Source organism: Planctomycetaceae bacterium (assembly GCA_021371795.1).
Lineage (GTDB): Bacteria > Planctomycetota > Phycisphaerae > Sedimentisphaerales > UBA12454 > UBA12454.
Genome location: JAJFVK010000013.1, coordinates 294,898 through 314,214 on the forward strand (window position 1 = coordinate 294,898; position 19,317 = coordinate 314,214).

The window sequence follows — 19,317 nt, forward strand, 5'->3', positions numbered from 1 at the left end:
TTATGACATATCAGCAACCTGCGCCAGACTGACTTCAGCCGGTACCTTACTGATACTTTGTTTCGTTAATTTCAGACGCCACAAGAGCTTACATCCATTAACAAAAGCGGGTGATGAGGGTCGAACTCACGACATTCACGTTGGCAACGTGACGCTCTACCACTGAGCTACACCCGCAATGGAAACGGACAGTATAAATGAAACTTATAAGATTTTCAAGTGATTTTTTGCGAGTTTTTTGGGGAATTTCCGTATTCGCAACCATCTAAAATTACCCACGCTTTAAATTTACCTGCGATAAATAAAAGAAGAAAGTGTTTTATGCGCTTGCTCTGTAAACTATTTTGCCCTGCCTGATAACATTTGCGAGAAATCCGCTTTTGTCCATTGAACGGCACAACAGAACCGGCTCTATCAGGATATTCACATCACGGACAAGACCAAATAAATCCGCGCTTACCTTTAGATAATCGCCTTTGAATTTATCCACTACAACGGCAATATCAATATCGCTGGACTTTTTAGCCGTACCTCTGGCGTGCGAACCATAAAGTATGACCATCTCGACCGGCATATAATCCAGGACTTTTTGGGCGTAAAGTTTGGCTATTTTAACAATTTTTTTATCCATGTATAAAAGCCTTTAGTGCGTTTATATATCTCCGCACATTTTTTACTATTCAAAGACTTCAGCAAAAGCTGTTTATCTTCAGGATAACGAGCCTGAATATTAAGAGGCATAAGTTCGTTTAAAAGCGATAGATAACGTTTATCAACCTTTGCTGTAATTCCGCTTTTTTCAGAAAGTATAAGCAGATTATGAATATAGGGCGGTTCAGTTTTTTGAGTGTGCCAAAAATAAGCCTTCAACGACTTTTCCACAACCTGATGGCACAAAAAACCAACGTACAAATATCTCTTCTTGTCCAGCATTGCTTTTGCGCTGACTATGTCATAATGTGCGGTATCCATCCAATATTCAATTTTTTGCTGCACATTCATATTTCAACCTTTCCGTTGTATTTTCTACGATTTGGGTCTTTTTGTCAAAACTATTTTTCAATCTAAAACATCCTGCTTGCATTACCATTAGTATGCGCTAAAATGAGAGGATGGATGAACTTCTTAACAAAATAATCGAAGGCGATTGCATCAAGATACTCGGCAGCGTTAAAGAGCCGTTTGCGGATTTAATCTTTGCCGACCCGCCCTTCAACATCGGCTACAAATACGACAAATACAACGACAAACAAAAAAAGGAACATTATCTCGACTGGACACGAAAATGGATGGCCGCCTGTGTTAATGTTCTCAAGCCAACCGGTTCATTCTACATCGCAATCGGCGACGCTTACGCGGCAAACATAAAAGTCATCGCTGATGAACTCGGCCTGTTTACGAGAAACTGGATTATCTGGCACTACACTTTCGGCCAGCAGACGAAAGATAAATTCGCTCTTTCGCACACTCATATTTTTTATTTTGTCAAAGACAAAAATAATTTTACATTCAACGATTATGCTGTACGAACGCCGTCCGACAGGCAATTAATCTACAACGACAAACGCGCAAACTCTGTCGGCAAAAATCCGGACGATGTGTGGAAATGCTTTTCACGAGTGTGCGGAACATTCAAAGAACGCATGGGCTGGCATCCGTGCCAGATGCCGGAATTACTTCTCGCAAGGATTATCGCGGCCAGTTCAAACACAGGTGACTGTGTGCTCGACCCGTTTAACGGCTCCGGCACTACCGCTGTTGTCGCGGCCAAATACGGCAGGAAATATTGCGGAATCGACATTTCAAAAGATTATGTGAAAAAAACAATCGAACGAATCGGCAAAATATGCAATCAATCTTCTGATATGGAAGCCGACGAGATTAAAAGACTGTTCGTTGAAATGGGAATCGATAAAGCAAAACTTTTAAGCAGCGAAAAATTGATGGGAATTTTCGCTAAACAATTTGTTATTAGAATGAACAACGGCAAAGAATATGATAAGAAATATATAGCGTCTGTTATTGAAGATTTTTCCGAAAGTAAAAAATAATTAAAAGTTGAACGTTCGAGGTTCAGAGAGGTTTATATTAAGAAATTAACTTACATATTATACTTCGCATTATCTGCCCTTCTGCTGACAGTTATTCAGCAGCCGTTTAATTTGTCGTTTTTTGCGTGGATTGCGTTTGTGCCGTTTGTATTGGGCAGTTTATCAAATGAAAAAACAAAAAAAACTGTTCTGTTTGCATACATCGTCGGCGTTATTTATTGGCTGGGCAATCTCTATTGGCTGTTTCCAACTACACCACTCGGCTGGATTGCAGCCTGTTTATACTTCGCTGTTTATTGGCCATTGGTCGTAATCGCACTGCGGTTTTGCACCGAAAGAAAAATCCCATTATGGTTTTCAGTTCCAATTTTAATCGTCGGCGAAGAAACACTTAGAGGTTATTTATTTAGTTGGCGGTTTCTTGCGCACAGTCAATTCAGCAATATTTCATTTATTCAAATTACCGACATATTCGGCACGGCAGGAGTAAGTTTCGTTATCGCAATGGTCAATGGTTTAATCGCCGAAATAATCATCACCTGCAAAGAAAAAAGAAAAACTAATCTTATCATTGGTACCTCAATAACATTAATCATCATAGCTGCGGTAATTTCTTACGGCCGACACAGAATCAATCAAACGCCTGAATGTACCGAAGCCGGGCCGCGAATCGGTATTGTACAATCGAACGTGCCTGTAAAAGCAGGCGAAGATATGATACCGTTTGAACAGGTTTTTCTCGACCAGCTTGTTGACAGCAGACACGCATTCATTCAGGCTGCGCCGTCATTAATCATCTGGCCTGAAACGATGGTCGAGTCAGTACTGTCTGAAAATTATTTAAAACTTGTCGCCGACGGTTACGCATCAAAGGTTATTAACGGTTATCTTGTTCAGCACGCAAACGAAGGAGTGAATATCCTTGTCGGCGCGTTCGCGGCGGACGCGGCAGTAGATGCGAATAATAACATAAAACTCAACACCCGTTACAACACGGCGTTTTTATATGAACCCAATCAGCCTTACGCCCGCCAGCATTACAGTAAAATTCATCTCGTGCCGTTTGGCGAATACATACCTTTGAAAAAAGAACTGCCGTTTCTTTTTAAATTTCTGCTTTCGATGACGCCTTATGATTTTGACTACACGCTTGACGCCGGCAGTGAATATACGAATTTCAAAATCGCTGCCAACGGAAAAAATTATAATTTCGCGACATCGATATGTTTTGAAGATACCGTGCCGGAAGTTTGCAGAAAACTAGTAGCTGAAGACGGCATCAAACAGGCAGACTGGCTTGTGAATATCAGCAACGACGGCTGGTTTGTCCGGCCAAAGGGAAAAAAACTTAAAGCCAGCACTGAACTGTCCCAGCGTATGGCTATTAGTGTTTTTCGCGCGATTGAAAACCGCGTGCCGATGGTTCGATGCTCAAATACCGGCATAAGCTGTATGATAGATTCGGTTGGCAATATTGAGGATGGCTATATCGCGGGCACACTAAATCAAAAGGCCGCAAAACGCACCGCAGAGGCAGGCTGGCTCGTTGATACTGTTAAAATAGATAAGAGAGTTACCGTATTCAGCAAAAATCGACAGTTTTTACCAATTGTCTGTGCCATAAGTTTGATTTTATCGGTTGTTATGTCGATATATAAAAAGAAACTTAAAAATCAAAAATAAAAAATCAAAATTTCGTCCCGAAGGGATCTTCGCTTCGCTTCGAGAGTCCGACTTCGTCGGAACTATTTTTATTTTACTTGTGAAAGGCTGATTCTAATGAAAAAAATTGCAATAATTATGAGCCTATTATTTTTTGTTAATTGCTGCTTTGCTGAAGCTGATACGAAAGCGTTGCTACTGGAAGCCAAAGGAATAATCGCCGCCGGGATGCGAAGCACTGACGAAAGAATTCGTTCAAATGCGGTTGAAGCGGTGTCGGCAAGCGGAGATTCAAAATTAGTCGGCGAAGCCGCTGCGCTTTTGGTTGACCCGTCAGTAATTGTAAAGTTTTCCGCCGCAGTCGTAATAGGCGACATGAACCAGGCACAATACAAAGAAAAATTAGTCGAACTGACAAAAGACAAAAATTTGAACGTTGTGCTGGCAGGCAGCTATGCCCTTTGCAAGATGGGCGATGAAACCTATTTTAAGAAAATAACAGAAATCGCAGAAAACAATAAAGACCAAACTGTAAAAGCTAACGCGGCGATGCTTCTTGGTAAATTAGGAAGAAAAGAATCTCTGCCGATCCTTTATGGAATTAAGGACAGCGCGGACTCCACAAATACCGCAGCTTTCAACGCGACAGAAGCAATTGCCAGAATCGGCGATGAAAAAATCTATAAAAAGATTTGGGCAATGCTCATAAGTGTTTACGCAGACGATAGATATATGGGTGCTCAAGCGATGACAGCCTTTGGCGGAACCAGAGGCGCAGGCGCTTTGGCTTCCCTGCTCGATGACGATGCAAATGAGGTCAGATTGACAGCCGCCGGCCAGCTCGGTACTTTGGGCGACAAGAGCGGCAGCGGTACCGTAAAAAAATACCTTTCAGGTCCTGTACCAGAACCAAAAGAGGTTGCCGATAGATGTAACGTATTGGCGGCAATAGCGATAGGACAAATTGGCAATGAGGAATTGGCAAGCTATTTGCCAAAAATGCTCAAAAATAGTAATCCTTTTGTGCAAATTGCCGCAGCAAAGAGCATATTGATGATTGATAACGCCAAAATGTCAAAATAGTATCGCAGGGACATAAACAGACTCTGTGAATCTGTAATTATACTGTTTTTTTGCTGACTTTTTGTATAAATCAAGCTGAACACTAAACATAAGTCTAAAAAGTACTTGACCTTCGGCGGTAATATGCGTAAAATCTGGTCAAGCATTGTATTACTAATGTCGATTAAAAAGATTATTGATTATGTTGTTGTAATCAGCCTGAAAGAAACCGCAGCGAAAGGAGTAAGATGAGTACTCTTACGAAAATCTTAATAGTGTTATTAACGTTCTTATCCGTATTTTTATGCAGTATGACTGTCATTTATGTAATGACGGCAACCAACTATAAACAAGCATACGAGTCTCTGCAGACAGACTACGCAGGATTGCAGGAAAAAAGCAATACCTACGAACAGCAGGTTGTCGAAAAGACTCGTCAAATCGGCGAACTGTCTAACAAACTCGATGCAGAAATCTCTTCTCTTAAGGCTGACAAGGCCAAAATTGAACAGGATTTGAAAAATATTACGCGCGAGAAGGCAGACCTCGATGAAAGAGTAAAGACCCTTGCAACGGCGGCTTTGAAATTTGAAGAAACCGTTGGCGGAATGCAGGGAAACCTTACTCAAACAAGAAACGAACTTGAGCAGGCACGCGGCGAAAGCATTAAATTGAGCAAAAATCTCGATGAAATCACACAAAGCCTCGATGAGAAAATGGCGCAGCTCGAATCAGCAAACAATGAGAAGAAAAGACTGCTCGAAGAAAAAGACAAACTCGAAAAACAAATCTCCGGCAAAGTTGTTGATTTCCAGCCGGTTACTTCAACAGAAAACGGGCCGGCAGTACAAGCTATCGAATCCGGCAATCCGGTATCACTTCAGGGCAAAGTTACCGCTCTCGAAGGCGCACTGGCGACCATTTCCATTGGTTCTGCTGATGGCGTTGAAAAAGGAATGGTATTCCACGTTACCCAAAACGACAACTTTATATGCGACATCAAAATTACCGACGTTGACACAGAAGTATCGGCCGGCACGCTGGAATTAGTGCAGCAACAGCCAAGGGTGGGCGATATCGTTTCTACGACCTGGTAATTTGGATAAAATACGAAATTCTAAGACGAATTCCGAAATAAAATTTGACAGGAAATTAAAATGAGCGCATTACAAACAAGCAGCAATGTAAAACCTGCAAGCAACCTTTTCACGGCCTTGCTGGCACTAGCCTGCTTAGTAGTTGCAGGGGCCGCCGCTCTGGTTACATACAAAAACTTCTTCGATTATGGCACGCTATTCAAAATCATGGAAGTTTTTCAATAGATTATAAATAGCAAACAGATTATACTGCGGTCGCTATAGTTTGAAAGGATTTGACGTGTTTCTGGACCCACTGCTGGGCTGGTTTAGTATGGATATGGGAATCGACCTCGGTACCTGCAATACTTTGGTATGCGTGCGCAATGAGGGTATCGTTCTCAATGAGCCAAGCGTAGTCGCAGTCCGAAAAGGCACCAACATCGTTCTCAACAACGGCGAAGCTGTCGGTCTTGTCGCTCGCGAAATGCTCGGCAAAACTCCTGGAAGTATCTCCGCAATCCGTCCAATGAAAGACGGCGTTATCAGCGACTTCGAAATCACCGAAGCAATGCTTAGTTATTTCATCCGCAAAGTTCACGGCAGAAACAGCCGACTAATCAAACCAAGAGTTGTTATCGCAGTGCCAAGCGGTATCACCGCTGTCGAAAGACGCGCTGTTATAGATAGTGCCGAACGTGCAGGCGCACGAAAAGTTTTCATCGTTAAAGAACCAATGGCAGCAGGTATCGGCGCAGGTCTGCCAATTACTGAACCGACCGCATCGATGATTGTCGATATCGGCGGCGGAACAACTGAAGTCGCAATTATGAGTCTTGCCGACATCAGCACGTGCGAATCCGTTCGCATCGGCGGCGACGATATGGACGAAGCAATTATCACTCATCTCAAACGAACATACAATCTGCTCATCGGCGAACCTCGTGCAGAACAAGTAAAAATCCAGCTCGGTTCAGCCGCGCCTCTGCCAGAAGAATTGACAATGGAAATCGCGGGCAGAGATACGATTTCAGGTCTGCCGAGAAAAATTGTCATCACGAGCGAAGAAATACGCGAAGCTCTCAAAGAACCAATCGCAGGCATAATAGAAGCAGTAACACGAACACTTGAAAAGGCCGAGCCGGAACTTGCGGCAGACCTGATTGATAACGGTTTGCATCTTGCCGGCGGCGGATCGCTGCTTCGCGGGATGGACATAGTTCTTGCCAACGCGACAGGGCTGAAAGTTATTCGCGCAGACGAGCCTTTGACCTGTGTTGCCAGAGGTACCAGCGTTTATCTTGAAAACTTGGAAATCTGGAAAGACACAATGGACAACAACAGCGGATGGGAATAAAAAAAAATTAAAAATCAAAATTCAAAATGCAAAATTTTTGAATCCGCCTGCGGCGGAGATTTTTAGCGAATGGCACGGACAAAATTCAAACCATCGAAATTAACGCTTTTCATAGGTCTTTTTTTGACGGGTATTATCCTTCTGCTGCTTCCGCAAAGTATTACATCAAAAGTCAATTTCACGTTCATAGACATTTTCGATTATTTTCTTAATATGGGTTCGGCTGCGCAGAAACAGCGAATCAATGCCCCCGAAAGCTATGTATCAAAGCAGGAATATCAAAGACTGCAAACGGCTTTCGCCAATCTCGACCAACAGCACACAGAGTTGAAACAACAATTCGAAAAACTGAGCAAAGTCAGACTCACCGAGCCTGACCCGTCAAGCGGTCTTGTAATAGCTAAAATTGTAAACAGAAAAGAACATCAGCTAATTATCAATCGAGGCTCAAAAGACGGACTTGCCGCAGGCCAATACGTACTCGGCGATAACGCGGTAATAGGCCTTATCGAACAGGTTGCCGACGACATTTCAAGCGTGCAGCTTATCACAAGCGCATCCTGTAAAATGCCGATAAAAATTTCCTCGCCGGAAATAAACTCGTATTTTAACGGCACAATGCAGGGCGACGGCAAGGCGGCCGCGAAAATATTCAATATTCCGCAAAAATATAAAATCAAAACAGGCAATACCGTTTACGCGGCTGAAAGGCCGGGACTGCTGGCGTCGGCACGAATCATCGGAAAAATTTCCAAATGCAAATTGGGCGCAAAAAGCGCAGTCGTATGGGATATCGAAGTCGAACCTATTTATAATTTCGAAAATATAACCTACGTCGCAATCGTTATTATAAAAATGCCGGAGTTCAAATGAAATGGCTTAGATTTTCATTACTGATTCTGGCGACAACCGTCATCGGCTCAAGCGCTCTGATGGACGTTATCTCGCTGACCGAGCAGCACATTAAACCAAATCTGCTGTTGATAATGCTGGTCTATTTCGCGATAAACTGCAACAGTTACGATGCGATTATATGCTGCTTTTCCATCGGTTTGGCCGCCGACCTGACGGGCACGTTAATCGGTCCGTACTTTTTGAGCTACGGCATTATCGGCACTGCGCTTGCACAAGTTCGAAAATTTATAATTCTCAAGACAACCACTCAACAGGCTTTAGCAATTTTTGTTACAGGGGTTGTGATTCATCTTGTCGCAGTTATACTAATGAAATTTAAAATGTCGGACGCAACCGTTGCCGGTTTTTCCGTAACCTTCACGGCAAGTATATACTCGGCAATTTTATGGTTCCTGCTGAAAATGCCAGTGCAGGCATTGGGCAAATGGCTCGGCGTAGGCGTTTACAGATTCGGCAACCGTGTGGAAGAAAGAATATAAATAAACTTAAACTCAAACTGACCGATTCAGCGGTTGAGATTGCCACGGCTGTCTGCGGACAGCCTCGCAATGACAATTAGGCATTTGTCTGTTATTGCGAAGAATAAAATGACAAAGCAATAAAAATTATGTCGGACAAACGATTAAAAATTTTTGCTTTTTTTTGCATCATCCTTGCAGGCGTACTAATACTGCGCCTTGCGCACATCCAACTAAATCCAAAGTCAGCCTGGCAGAGTCAGCTTGAAAAAATAAAAGTCAATAAAAGTACAATGCTTGCCTCTCTTCGCGGCAAAATCCTCGACCGAAACGGAAAACTACTCGCGGACAACCAGGCATGTTTTACGGTTTGTATAGATTATAAACTTTCAAGACTTGCTGATGAAAGATTCTGGATAGCACAATCGCTGCGGTACACGACAGAAGAACAAAGGCAGCGAATTAAGGAAAAATATCAGGAAGACTTCAACAGTTTAAATGAGGCAACTATTAAACTTGCCGAATTTAAAAAATGCACGCCGGAACAAATCACAGAGCAAATCAATACTCAAATTAACGACCCGATATGGAAACTGCGTCTTTATCTGGCGGGCAAACGAAAATATCCCAATAAAAATTTTGAGCAGGAAGTACCGGATGCGAATGAAAGACTGCAAATCGCTTCTGAAGTCGATATCGCTGAAATGCACCAGCCGCAGTCGCTGCTTAAACTTGAAACTGAAGACGAAGTTGTCGCAGCACAAATGAAATTTATGAATATTGACGGTTTGGATGTGCTACCTTCGGACAGTCGAGTTTATCCTTATAAAAATACCGCCAGTCAGCTTATCGGCTGGGTCAGGCCGTGGAATCCGGACGACAACGAACCGAACGACCACTCGCTGGGCGATATGATCGGCTTTTGCGGAATTGAATATGTTTGCCAGCCGGTGCTGCGAGGCAAATCGGGAAAAATTGTCTATGACATAGACGGCGAAATTGTCAGCCGTACCGAAAGACAACTCGGCACTGATGTTCAGCTAACTATCGATATCGAATTGCAGAATAAGATTGAAAATCTTTTGAACAATCCGAATCTCAATCCAAAATTCGGCAGCGCGGTAGGAATTGTAGTCATCGACGTAAATTCAACCGACATTCTGGCGATGGTTTCTGTTCCTGATTTCGATTTGAATACTGCAAGGCAGGATTATGGCAAATTAATACAAGACAAAAATAAACCGCTGCTCAATCGCGATATATTAGAAGTTTACCCGCCTGGGTCTTCAGCCAAACCGATAATGCTCGCAATGGCAATGGCAGAAAAAAAAATAACGGCCGACGAAATAATTTCCTGCCCTTCCCATTCTGCTCCAACCGGCTGGCCAAATTGCTGGATATTCAGGCAGTGGAACTATGGACACGACAGCCAGTGGACTTATGACGGCGGCAATAAGGCACGAAACGCAATCAAGGGAAGCTGCAATATTTATTTCTCGCACATCGCGATGCGAATCGAGCCGCGAGTTATGCAGGAATGGCTGTCTAATTTCGGATTTGGCGAAAATGCGATGGAAATAAAAATTTCCGACAGAATGATTTACCAGTCGCCGGGCAACATAACCAGCGGCAGACCGACAAAAGATTATATTCCGCAAATCGAACCGGCAGAACGAAGATTTTTCGGAATCGGTCAGGGCAGCTTCCGCGCAAATCCGCTTCAGGTCGGAAACGCTTATGCTGCGCTGGCACGCAACGGTTATTTTCAAAAATCCAGAATCATCGCAACAGACCCTGTCGATAAAGGGCATAGTCTGCATTTAAATAATGACACCCTGGCGACCATTTACGACGGTATGTGGGCGGTGGTAAACGAAACGAACGGCACAGCTTCGTCGCAATTCGCGGGAGCGGGTTTTGAATCACAAGGCATAAAAGTTTACGGCAAAACAGGTTCGACTGAAAGACCCTATCACGCGTGGTTCGCAGGATTCGCAAAAGATACTTACGGGCATGTAATCGCATTTTCAGTTGTTGTCGAGGGCGGCCAGCATGGCGGCTCTGACGCGGGGCCAATTGCACGAGATATTGTGGCGATGTGCGTTGAAAATGGCTATTTAAAATAAAATCAAAAATTAAATATCAAATATCAAAATTGAGTCCCAAAGGGATCTTCGCTTCGCTACGAGAATCGGCTGCGCCGAGATAAAACAATAAAACTTCTGGCCGAAGGCCATTCCACATTTTTGATTTTTTATTTTTGATATTTGATTTACAGCTTGAGGTAGTTCATCGTTTGTTCGATGATTTCTTTTGCGACCGGCGCGGCGGCGGCACCGCCGGTGTAACCTTTTCCGAGGCTTCTGTTGGGTTTGCGAATTGAAACCATTACAACTATCGCAGGTTCCTTTGCAGGACAGCCTCCGATAAACGACGCGACATAATTTTGCTCATCGTAATGGCCTTTGTCGGCGATGTTCGCCGTTCCTGTTTTGCCCCAGACGGTTCGTCCTTCCACGGCGGCCTTTTTGCCTGTGCCCTGCTTGACAACATCGACTAAAGCTTGCTCTATAACCCATCGAGCGGCCTTTTCACTTATGATATAATTGCCTGTCTGGCCTGACCCCTGCAGTTTTATTTTATTGCCTTTGCCGCTGACAATCGCTTTGACAAGATGCAGTTTCGCAGGCCTGCCGTGATTTGCCAATATACAAAATGCGTTGGCCATTTGCAGCGAAGTAGTACTTATTTCGTGTCCGAACGGAACACGTGCAACGCTGTAACCGCTCCAGAATTTCAGCGGCCAAACAAGTCCTGAGTCTTCACCCGGCAGGTCGATGCCTGTCCTGCTTCCAAAGCCGAAAAGTTTTGCCCCTTCGTATATTTTTTTCGCGCCCATTTTCTGGCCAATTTTCGCCATACCGATATTGCTCGAATGCTGCAGAATTTCACTGATAGATAGATTGCCGTAACCCTGACGATATTCGCCGATTGTACCGAAGCCTTTGCCGCTGTAACTTCCATTTTCGCAAAAGATAACATCGTTCGGTCTAATAGCGCCGCACTCAATCGCCCAAGCGACCATAACGGGTTTTATAATGCTGCCCGGCTCGAACGGGTCGCTAAGAATATGATTGCCGAGGCTTTCCTTATCGACTCCCTTCAAATTCGAAGGGTCAAAATCCGGCAGCGATACATACGAAAGAATCCCGCCGGTACAAGGGTCGATTACCATCGCGACTCCGGATTGAGCCTGATATTCAGTTACCTGTTTTTGCAGAGCGGTACGGGTGATTTCCTGAATCGTCGCATCAATCGTCAATACGACATCGCAGCCATCCTGCGCAAAACCTTCAAAGCTGTTAATCTTTACAGGCCTTCTCGCAGCGTCAGCATAAAAAGTTCCGCCGCCGGTTTTTCCTTTGAGTACACTATCATATCCGAGTTCCAGGCCCGCAAGTCCTTCGCCATCGGTGCCGGTAAAACCGACAACGTGAGCGGCGACGCGGCCGAGCGGATAAAATCTCCGCCATCTGCTCTCGATGCCTATGCCGTCAATTTTAGCTATCTGTTTGCGGTCTTCTTCGGTTAATCGTATGTCGTTAATAATCGTAGCATAGCCGGCGTTGCGGGAAGTGAGAATGGCCTGGCTGATTTCATTCGCACCCAGTCCGGTGATTTGCGAAATCGCCTGCGCGGCCTCTTTGGTCTGCACAATTCTCGGCTCGGCAAATATCGAATCGGAAACATAACTTGCGGCAAGTATTCTTCCACAGCAATCAAGTATCGCGCCGCGTTTGGGCTGCTGGGTAAAACTTGAACGCTGCGCTTTGACGGATATCTGCTGGAAATAATCCTTTTTGTAATACTGGAGATAAAAGCAGCGAACGGCAACCCCAATAAAACCCAGGCCTATCAGTGAGAGCAGAAATAAAGCTAATTTTTTTCGCATACACAACCAATGGCGCAAGGTGCGTTAATTTGACTTTTTAACATTTTCTTTGACAACTTTTGATACCGCAGTAGGACTAATACTATTTTCCAGTTGAAGCTGTTTTTGCCAGAGCTGCTGCTTGAGACGAATTGTCTTCACTTGACTGGTTCTGAATTTATAAAATTCGCAATTTTCAGTTCGGCGAAGATACACCGCGGAAATCAAAACAAAAAACATAACCAGTATAACAAATATGTAACGATATAGACTCACTGTTTTCCACTTTCCGGCCGAATCAAATTACTTGGCAGGCAACTTTATTTTTGTTCCGACAACAAGATGGTCCGGATTGATAGTTTTGTTCAATTGCGCTATTTCATCATACCTGTTGCCGTCGCCCAAATATTTAACCGCTAATTTCCAAAGAGTGTCGTTCTCTTTGACTACATAATCTTTCAATGCTTTTGAATCTTTCGCCGCTGCGTCTTCGGTTTTTTTGGCGTCTGCTTTAGTAGTCTCTGTTTTCTTTGCTGCGGCAGCGGTCTTGGGCGTTTCGGTCGTCTTTTCAAAGAGTCCCGTATTTACCAGCTCCTGCTCCTTATCGCTCAATTTTGGAATTATCAGCTTTTGACCGATTTGCAGCGAATCCCTCGTTTTCATCGTGTTCTTGTTCGCTTCGTAAATATTCTGTATGTTTGCGTACTTACTGCCGGCTTTCGGCCCATAAAATTTTTGCGCAATCGAAACCAGACTGTCGCCTTCGGCTACTTCATAAGTTTTCCCATCAACTTTCGCAACCGCAGCGGTATCATTTTTAACCGACTCAACAGCCGCAGAAGCAGCGGTCTGGACATCTGTCGTTACAGGCTGCTGCGGAACTGTCGTTTGCGGTGCGACATTCTTTACCGCTTCGCTGGCGGCTGGAATAATGGCCTGCTGATAATTTTCGCCGCTTTGTGTTGTGTTAGTCTCTGCAACCGGTTCAGAAACCGGCGCGGACACTATCGTCTTTTTGTTCAGCAAAGCCGCGGCCTCCCTGCTGCTGCGGTCTATAATGCCCGGCTCTTCCGGCTTGCTGTAATGACCAATATAAGCGCCTGTTAAGTCCGGCTTGTCCTTCTTGCTTAGAAAGTCCGGCAGGCCGTTAATTACAAATGTGATCGCCACAATAAATACCAACGCTAAAAGCAGTCCTATCTTTGCATCGGTTGTCATTGTTCAAACTCCTTTTTCCAATCCTCGCATCAGCGAGGCCGGATTCCTAAATTTTTGCAGCTATTCTTAGTTTAGCACTCCGCGAACGTGGGTTTTCAATTTCCTCCGCTCGCTCGGCAACAATCGGTTTCTTCGTAATTATATCATAAACTCCGGAGGTTTTGTTATTTCTAAAATTATTTTTCACTAATCCGTCTTCCAGACTGTGAAAACTAATAACAGCCGCCCGGCCGTTCTTTTTCAGCAATTTTGGAATAACATCCAGAAAAATCTCAAGGTTGTCAATCTCCTTATTTACAGCGATTCGCAACGCCTGGAATGTTTTGGTCGCCGGGTGAATTTTGCCTTTTCGCGAATTCGGGTCGCAACCCAACGCACTACAAATAATATCCACCAGTTGGCCGGTTGTTTTAATTTTTGCCCTGCGAGTGTATTCAACGACGGAACGGGCTATCCTCCGTGACGCCCGCTCCTGTCCAAAATTAAATATCAGGTCAGCTAATCCCTTTTCGTCCCTGCTGTTGACAATGTCGGCGGCTGTAACGTCCAATCTGTCGTCGAGCCGCATATCCAATTTCATATCCTGTCCAAAACTCAAGCCCCTGTCCATATCCGCAAGCTGACCGGAACAAACTCCCAAATCCGCGAATATCAAATCAACGGCCTGAATACCATTTTCCCGCAGCACATTCGCTATCTCTGAAAAATTAGAGCGAACCAGCAAAACTTTACACCGAACGCCTGTTAAATTCTGTTTTGCGACCTCAAGGCATTTCGAATCGACATCCATACCGATTAGCATACCCTGCTCGCTTAACTGCTCGGCGAAAATCCTGCTGTGGCCGGCGAAGCCGACAGTTCCATCGACAACTATCGCATCGCTGTTAAGTTTCAGCTCTTGGCTGATGTACTGGGCCAATACTGGTTTATGTTCGGCAGGCATTTATTAACTTGTAAAAAAAATTCCAACAAATAAATGATAACCACGTTTAACTTATCGCAAGAATCGATTCCTGCTCAATAAGAGCCTGCACCTGCGGCGAAAATTCCACGCTTAATAAACTGGGGTGCAATCTCTGTACATTATGCAGTCTGTCAGCTAAAATATTGATAGATGCGAATGTGTGTTCGTCAGTCGGTCTCTTGCCTGTGAGACTTTGCTGAACCGTCGCGCAATGATCGATATCCGTAAACATTCACTTCACTCCTTTAAGAAACAAACTTCAAAAAAATTAAATTTCTTTTCCCTGTTTTGCGAGCACAGCCTGCCTTGCCTGCATAGTCTGCTGCTGGAATTGCGAAGAATGGTCATTAACATATTTTTCCCAGTCCTCAGTGTTCCACAACTCGATATGATCCCTCACACCGAGCAGCGTCAGGTCGTTGTTTAAATTCGCCCGCTTCCTAATTCTTTCACTTATTAAAAGTCTGCCCTGCCGATCCAGCTCTACCCTGCCGGCCAATGCGAAATTCATTCGTTCATACACGACTGCCTCGTCGGGGGCCACCGTCCCTGGCGACTCGGCAAGGGCAATTTGTTTAAAAGAATTTTCGGGATACAGGCACATAATTCCGTTTGCGCCCACCGATAAATAGAAACCGCTTCCGTGCTCCCCACAGTCTATCTGACTACGGAGTTTGTTTGGGATGAAGACCCGTCCTTTTTCATCCACAGTGCCTTCGTATTCACCTGTTAGTAAAAGCATGGAAAGTGTACCACTTTAATAAATTTACGCTCCAAATCCTACCACACTCCCCCACCTCGGTCAATAAACAATCCAGATTTTCTTTAAAAATATTAAAAATAGTTAAAAAAACATTATCGGATGTTAACAAATTAAAAGAATATTGATTGGGTATTAATAGAAAAACTTATCACAGCTTAACCATATTCGCTATTTTGACAAATATTTACATAAATAACTATTTTGGTGGATTGCACGAACAAAACATATTATTATATGTATATATATATAATGATATATACCAAGGAACATGATATGGATAAGAAAATTGCTCAAAAGGTCGCAGAAGTACTTAAGGCAGTTGCTCACCCAATTCGGCTGCAAATTATAGAAGCCCTTGAAAAAAAAGAGCTTACGGTAACAGTTCTGACTGAAACTCTGCTCGTTCAGCAGGCCGTTGTCAGCCGACATCTGGCGATTATGAGGGACAAAGGTATTCTGGATTGTCAGAGGGATGGTTTGAATGTATACTATCACATCGCCAACCCTAACGTAATTAATCTGCTACATTGCGTCTATCCTCATTGTGATAGCCAAAATTCAACTTAAAGAGTGAGAACAAGATTAATTTATTTGATATGGAACAGATTTTATAAGGGAGTTTTTTATGAAATCATTTCGAGACGGTGTTGTAGATTGGTCGCTTGAACATTACAAGTTAGTAACATTTCTAATGATTATCTTTGTTGCTGTGTGAACACCATACGCCACACGCGATGAGTATCGTCAACTGCTGACGTTCCGTTTGACCAAGCTGATGATAAATCAAAATCTGCGGCTGTCAATGTTCACATATTTTTCGCCGACAGACCGTGATGTCTATCTGCGTCCCAATGCTAATTATAAATTCACTGACAATTTATCGTGGGAGGCTGGTGCCAATATCTTTTTTGGCGACCACCCGTATACCTTTTTCGGCCAATTTGAAGACAACTCCAATATTTATACTGCAGTGCGATACAGCTTTTAGGGGTTGCCTTAAATAAAACTGCCGTAACTTTTTGAAGACGCTGTACATAGGCAACTTTCGAAAGATGATGTTATAGATAGACAAAAAGCGGGCGATGAGAACCGAACTCACATGACCAGCTTGGAAGGCTGTGTGAGGCGAGATATAAACATTGTAAACACAAAGACTTACGCTTGGGACAATCTGCGATTGCAGTAAACCTTGCAGTTAGTTATAGAATGTTGTATAATGAAAATGGTGATAAGCTCTCGTTTTCACGCAAAAGAAACGGAATGCCAGAACAAAAAAGTCGTGAAAAAAACATATTATTGTTATATTATCATCCCTACTTTCGAAATTGGTCCAGTTTTGAACAGGTAAACAAGGAATACACATAAGTTTTGTTGTCTAAAAAGTTTATGCAAAGATTGATTGAAAAAACGGATTTTAAAAATATTACAATTTTAACGCTGGTTAATCTGATAATTGGCATTTATTTAATTGCCACAACAGTTTTAATTTCAAAAGATGGCACATTATATATTAATAGCGCAAAACAATTTACCATCCAGAATTCAATTGAAGCAACACGCAATATAGAAATTTGCCCTGCATATCCATTTTTGATTTATTCAGCACATAAAACCGCAGGACTTTTTACTCATAACGAATCTTTACAAAGATGGATCATTTCTGCTCAGGCCGTTTCGCTACTAAGTAAACTAATAGCTTCAATAATATTATATTTTATAGGAAGTTTTTTTGTCGGCAGAAAAAAGGCATTTTGGGGAGTTCTTATTTTAAGCCTTTTGCCAGATGCCGCCGAATACGGCAGCGATGCTCTATCTGAATGGCCGCATATTATGTTTTTGACAATTGGATTTTTGCTGCTGCTATGGGGAAGTAAATATCGTAAAAGCTGGATGTTTGGTCTTGTAGGAATAGTTGCGGGATTAGGGTATTTAGTTCGTACTGAAGGTTGTCAATTAGTTTTATATGGCGGTGCGTGGCTGGTATTTAATCTTTTAAAGCCGCAGGAAAAAATGAAAAGGATAAGAGCTATAGGCGCTTTGATTTTGCTTTTGGCAGGTTTTGCTGTCATTGCAGCTCCATATATGAAACTTAAAGGATATGTGTTTCCTGACCAAACACTGCTGAAGCTTCCAGCCATTCTGAGCATAAATAACAATTCCAACTGCAAACCTGATATATATACATCAGGTTTGCAGTTGTCCAAAACGATAGGAAACAAAACCATTACAAAAAATATCTGCGAGACCTTGATGTATTATTTCGTTCCGGGACTTTTAGTCGGCTGCTGGTATTATTTTAGAAGGAAATCAAAATCGCCTGAACAGGCATTTTATTATGTAGCATTTATTGTTCTAAATATCATGATGCTTTTATGGCAGTCTTCCTGGTTGAACTATCTTAGCAGAAGGCATACTCTGACTTTAATAGTTTTTACCATTTTTTATATACCAATCGGCTTAGAGATAATTTCTGACTGGATATACGTAAAGTTTTTGAAACATAAATCCATACCGATAAACCAAAAGCAACGCTATTTTTATATTTTATTGTTTATTGGTATTGCGATTTGCATGCCGAAATTATTTAAACTTACCAGCACTCAGAAGTATGGGTATCGAGAAACTGCATCGTGGCTTAGTAAGAATACCCTTCCAACTGATACAATAGCTACACCGGATAAAAGAATAACTTTTTATGCTCAGCGGCAAGGAGTTGAATATTCTGAAAATAAAGAAATAACAACGGATGCAGATTTTATTGTAAAAATTATTAAAAATTCGAATGAAAAGTTTGAATTCGATAAATATAAAGAAAAATATGCGACGTGGGTGGACAAAAAGAAGACTAAAAGAATGATTGTGATTCGCTTATAACAAATAGCCGAGTTTTTCCACTGTAAATAATAGGTCTTCTACTGAATCGTCAATTTAAGCCTTGAAAAATAAGCATTCTCAAACATGATTGAATTCTTCAATCATGTTTGTTTTCTCTGTTGGAATGGCCTATTGCGCAACCAACAAGGACGGAGTCTAAATATAGTGCAAGAAATTTTAATTAAACCAGAAAAAAGAATTCCAGATTTCTGGGCTGAACTCTGGAGATTCAGAGATCTTTTTTTGTTGCTTGCCTGGCGTGATGTTCTGGTCAGGTATAAACAAACCGTTCTCGGTGTATTATGGAGTATTCTTCGGCCTCTTATGACAATGGTTGTGTTCACCCTGGTGTTTGGGAAAATCGCAAAACTTCCATCAGGAAATGTGCCTTATTCGGTTTTAGTTTATTCGGCGCTGCTTCCATGGCAATTCTTCAGTACAATTGTAAGTGAAAGCAGTTTGTCCGTGGTGGCTAATTCAGGGCTAATAAGTAAAGTTTATTTCCCAAGGATAATAATCCCTACGACATCCATGGTTGTTGCCAGTGTAGATTTTATGATATCTTTTTTTATACTAATATGCTTAATGTTCTGTTATGGATTTTACCCGACAATTAGAATGTTAGCAATCCCCCTGTTTCTCCCAATTTCAATATTCCTATCTCTCGGAATAGGTTATTTAATTTCAGCTTTAAATGTTAAATTCCGTGATTTTCAATATATAGTGCCATTTCTTGTTCAAACTTTATTTTACATATCACCAGTAGGTTTTAGCAGTTCAATAATTCCAGATAAATGGCGGTTAATTTATTCGTTAAATCCTATGGTTGGAGTAATTGACGTTTTCAGGTGGGCGATTCTTGGTGAAAGTCATAAAATTTATTTTTATGGTCTTTTAACCTCAATCCTAATTTCTCTGTCCATTTTTATTTTGGGGCTATTTTTCTTCCTGCGAACTGAAAAAGAATTCGCAGATGTGGTTTAAAA

19 protein-coding genes and 1 tRNA gene are annotated in these 19,317 nt (G+C 42.5%); 12 read left to right on the plus strand and 8 right to left on the minus strand.

Features of this window, described 5'->3' with window-relative positions:
- Positions 1 to 105: 105 nt before the first annotated feature.
- From LLF92_06835 to LLF92_06845, 3 genes are all read right to left on the minus strand, one after another.
- Positions 106 to 177 (minus strand) — tRNA-Gly (locus LLF92_06835).
- A 142-nt stretch (positions 178 to 319) separates the two neighbouring features.
- Complete coding sequence (locus LLF92_06840; protein MCE5340829.1) at positions 320 to 631, minus strand: nucleotidyltransferase domain-containing protein; 312 nt, start codon at positions 629 to 631, stop codon at positions 320 to 322.
- Complete coding sequence (locus LLF92_06845) at positions 607 to 1,002, minus strand: HEPN domain-containing protein (protein ID MCE5340830.1); 396 nt, start codon at positions 1,000 to 1,002, stop codon at positions 607 to 609. The genes LLF92_06840 and LLF92_06845 overlap by 25 nt, the downstream gene beginning before the upstream one ends.
- A 110-nt stretch (positions 1,003 to 1,112) precedes the next feature.
- Between LLF92_06845 and LLF92_06850 the strand changes: the two genes are divergently transcribed.
- The 9 genes from LLF92_06850 (at position 1,113) to LLF92_06890 (ending at position 10,707) form a co-directional block, all read left to right on the plus strand.
- Positions 1,113 to 2,051, plus strand: coding sequence for a site-specific DNA-methyltransferase (locus LLF92_06850; GenBank protein ID MCE5340831.1), 939 nt, complete (start codon positions 1,113 to 1,115; stop codon positions 2,049 to 2,051).
- Positions 2,052 to 2,135: 84 nt separating this feature from the next.
- Positions 2,136 to 3,734, plus strand: coding sequence for an apolipoprotein N-acyltransferase (gene lnt, locus LLF92_06855; protein MCE5340832.1), 1,599 nt, complete (start codon positions 2,136 to 2,138; stop codon positions 3,732 to 3,734).
- Between the two features lie 96 nt (positions 3,735 to 3,830).
- Positions 3,831 to 4,796, plus strand: a complete 966-nt coding sequence (locus tag LLF92_06860; protein ID MCE5340833.1) for a hypothetical protein — start codon at positions 3,831 to 3,833, stop codon at positions 4,794 to 4,796.
- A 227-nt stretch (positions 4,797 to 5,023) separates the two neighbouring features.
- On the plus strand, positions 5,024 to 5,872 hold the full coding sequence (locus LLF92_06865) for a hypothetical protein (GenBank protein MCE5340834.1): 849 nt from the start codon (positions 5,024 to 5,026) through the stop codon (positions 5,870 to 5,872).
- A 60-nt stretch (positions 5,873 to 5,932) separates the two neighbouring features.
- Positions 5,933 to 6,097 (plus strand): hypothetical protein, encoded by a 165-nt coding sequence (locus LLF92_06870; GenBank protein ID MCE5340835.1) that lies wholly within the window; start codon positions 5,933 to 5,935, stop codon positions 6,095 to 6,097.
- Positions 6,098 to 6,185: 88 nt separating this feature from the next.
- Complete coding sequence (locus tag LLF92_06875) at positions 6,186 to 7,208, plus strand: rod shape-determining protein (protein MCE5340836.1); 1,023 nt, start codon at positions 6,186 to 6,188, stop codon at positions 7,206 to 7,208.
- A 69-nt stretch (positions 7,209 to 7,277) separates the two neighbouring features.
- Positions 7,278 to 8,081 (plus strand): rod shape-determining protein MreC, encoded by an 804-nt coding sequence (locus LLF92_06880; GenBank protein MCE5340837.1) that lies wholly within the window; start codon positions 7,278 to 7,280, stop codon positions 8,079 to 8,081.
- Entirely contained in the window at positions 8,078 to 8,602 is a 525-nt protein-coding gene (gene mreD / locus LLF92_06885; GenBank protein MCE5340838.1) for a rod shape-determining protein MreD, read from the plus strand. Before LLF92_06880 ends, mreD begins: the two co-directional genes overlap by 4 nt.
- 128 nt (positions 8,603 to 8,730) lie before the next feature.
- Positions 8,731 to 10,707: a hypothetical protein gene (locus LLF92_06890; protein MCE5340839.1), complete on the plus strand. Its 1,977-nt coding sequence runs from the start codon at positions 8,731 to 8,733 to the stop codon at positions 10,705 to 10,707.
- Between the two features lie 146 nt (positions 10,708 to 10,853).
- Here the strand turns inward: LLF92_06890 and LLF92_06895 are convergent, their stop codons facing one another.
- The 5 genes from LLF92_06895 to LLF92_06915 all read right to left on the minus strand — a co-directional run bounded on the left by LLF92_06895 (position 10,854) and on the right by LLF92_06915 (position 15,436).
- Positions 10,854 to 12,533, minus strand: coding sequence for a penicillin-binding protein 2 (locus LLF92_06895; GenBank protein MCE5340840.1), 1,680 nt, complete (start codon positions 12,531 to 12,533; stop codon positions 10,854 to 10,856).
- A 282-nt stretch (positions 12,534 to 12,815) separates the two neighbouring features.
- The gene (locus tag LLF92_06900; protein ID MCE5340841.1) at positions 12,816 to 13,730 is read right to left on the minus strand and encodes a LysM peptidoglycan-binding domain-containing protein; all 915 of its coding nucleotides are present in this window, start codon (positions 13,728 to 13,730) and stop codon (positions 12,816 to 12,818) included.
- A 46-nt stretch (positions 13,731 to 13,776) separates the two neighbouring features.
- Positions 13,777 to 14,673, minus strand: a complete 897-nt coding sequence (gene rsmH, locus LLF92_06905; protein MCE5340842.1) for a 16S rRNA (cytosine(1402)-N(4))-methyltransferase RsmH — start codon at positions 14,671 to 14,673, stop codon at positions 13,777 to 13,779.
- A 46-nt stretch (positions 14,674 to 14,719) separates the two neighbouring features.
- Complete coding sequence (locus LLF92_06910; protein MCE5340843.1) at positions 14,720 to 14,926, minus strand: hypothetical protein; 207 nt, start codon at positions 14,924 to 14,926, stop codon at positions 14,720 to 14,722.
- Positions 14,927 to 14,962: 36 nt separating this feature from the next.
- The gene (locus tag LLF92_06915) at positions 14,963 to 15,436 is read right to left on the minus strand and encodes a hypothetical protein (GenBank protein ID MCE5340844.1); all 474 of its coding nucleotides are present in this window, start codon (positions 15,434 to 15,436) and stop codon (positions 14,963 to 14,965) included.
- 294 nt (positions 15,437 to 15,730) lie between these two features.
- On the opposite strand from LLF92_06915, the gene LLF92_06920 reads away from it, so the two are divergent.
- The 3 genes from LLF92_06920 to LLF92_06930 all read left to right on the plus strand — a co-directional run bounded on the left by LLF92_06920 (position 15,731) and on the right by LLF92_06930 (position 19,315).
- Positions 15,731 to 16,024 (plus strand): metalloregulator ArsR/SmtB family transcription factor, encoded by a 294-nt coding sequence (locus LLF92_06920; GenBank protein MCE5340845.1) that lies wholly within the window; start codon positions 15,731 to 15,733, stop codon positions 16,022 to 16,024.
- Positions 16,025 to 16,825: 801 nt separating this feature from the next.
- Entirely contained in the window at positions 16,826 to 18,331 is a 1,506-nt protein-coding gene (locus tag LLF92_06925) for a glycosyltransferase family 39 protein (GenBank protein MCE5340846.1), read from the plus strand.
- Positions 18,332 to 18,496: 165 nt separating this feature from the next.
- A complete protein-coding gene (locus LLF92_06930; protein MCE5340847.1) occupies positions 18,497 to 19,315 on the plus strand; it encodes an ABC transporter permease in 819 nt (272 codons plus the stop codon).
- Positions 19,316 to 19,317: the final 2 nt, after the last annotated feature.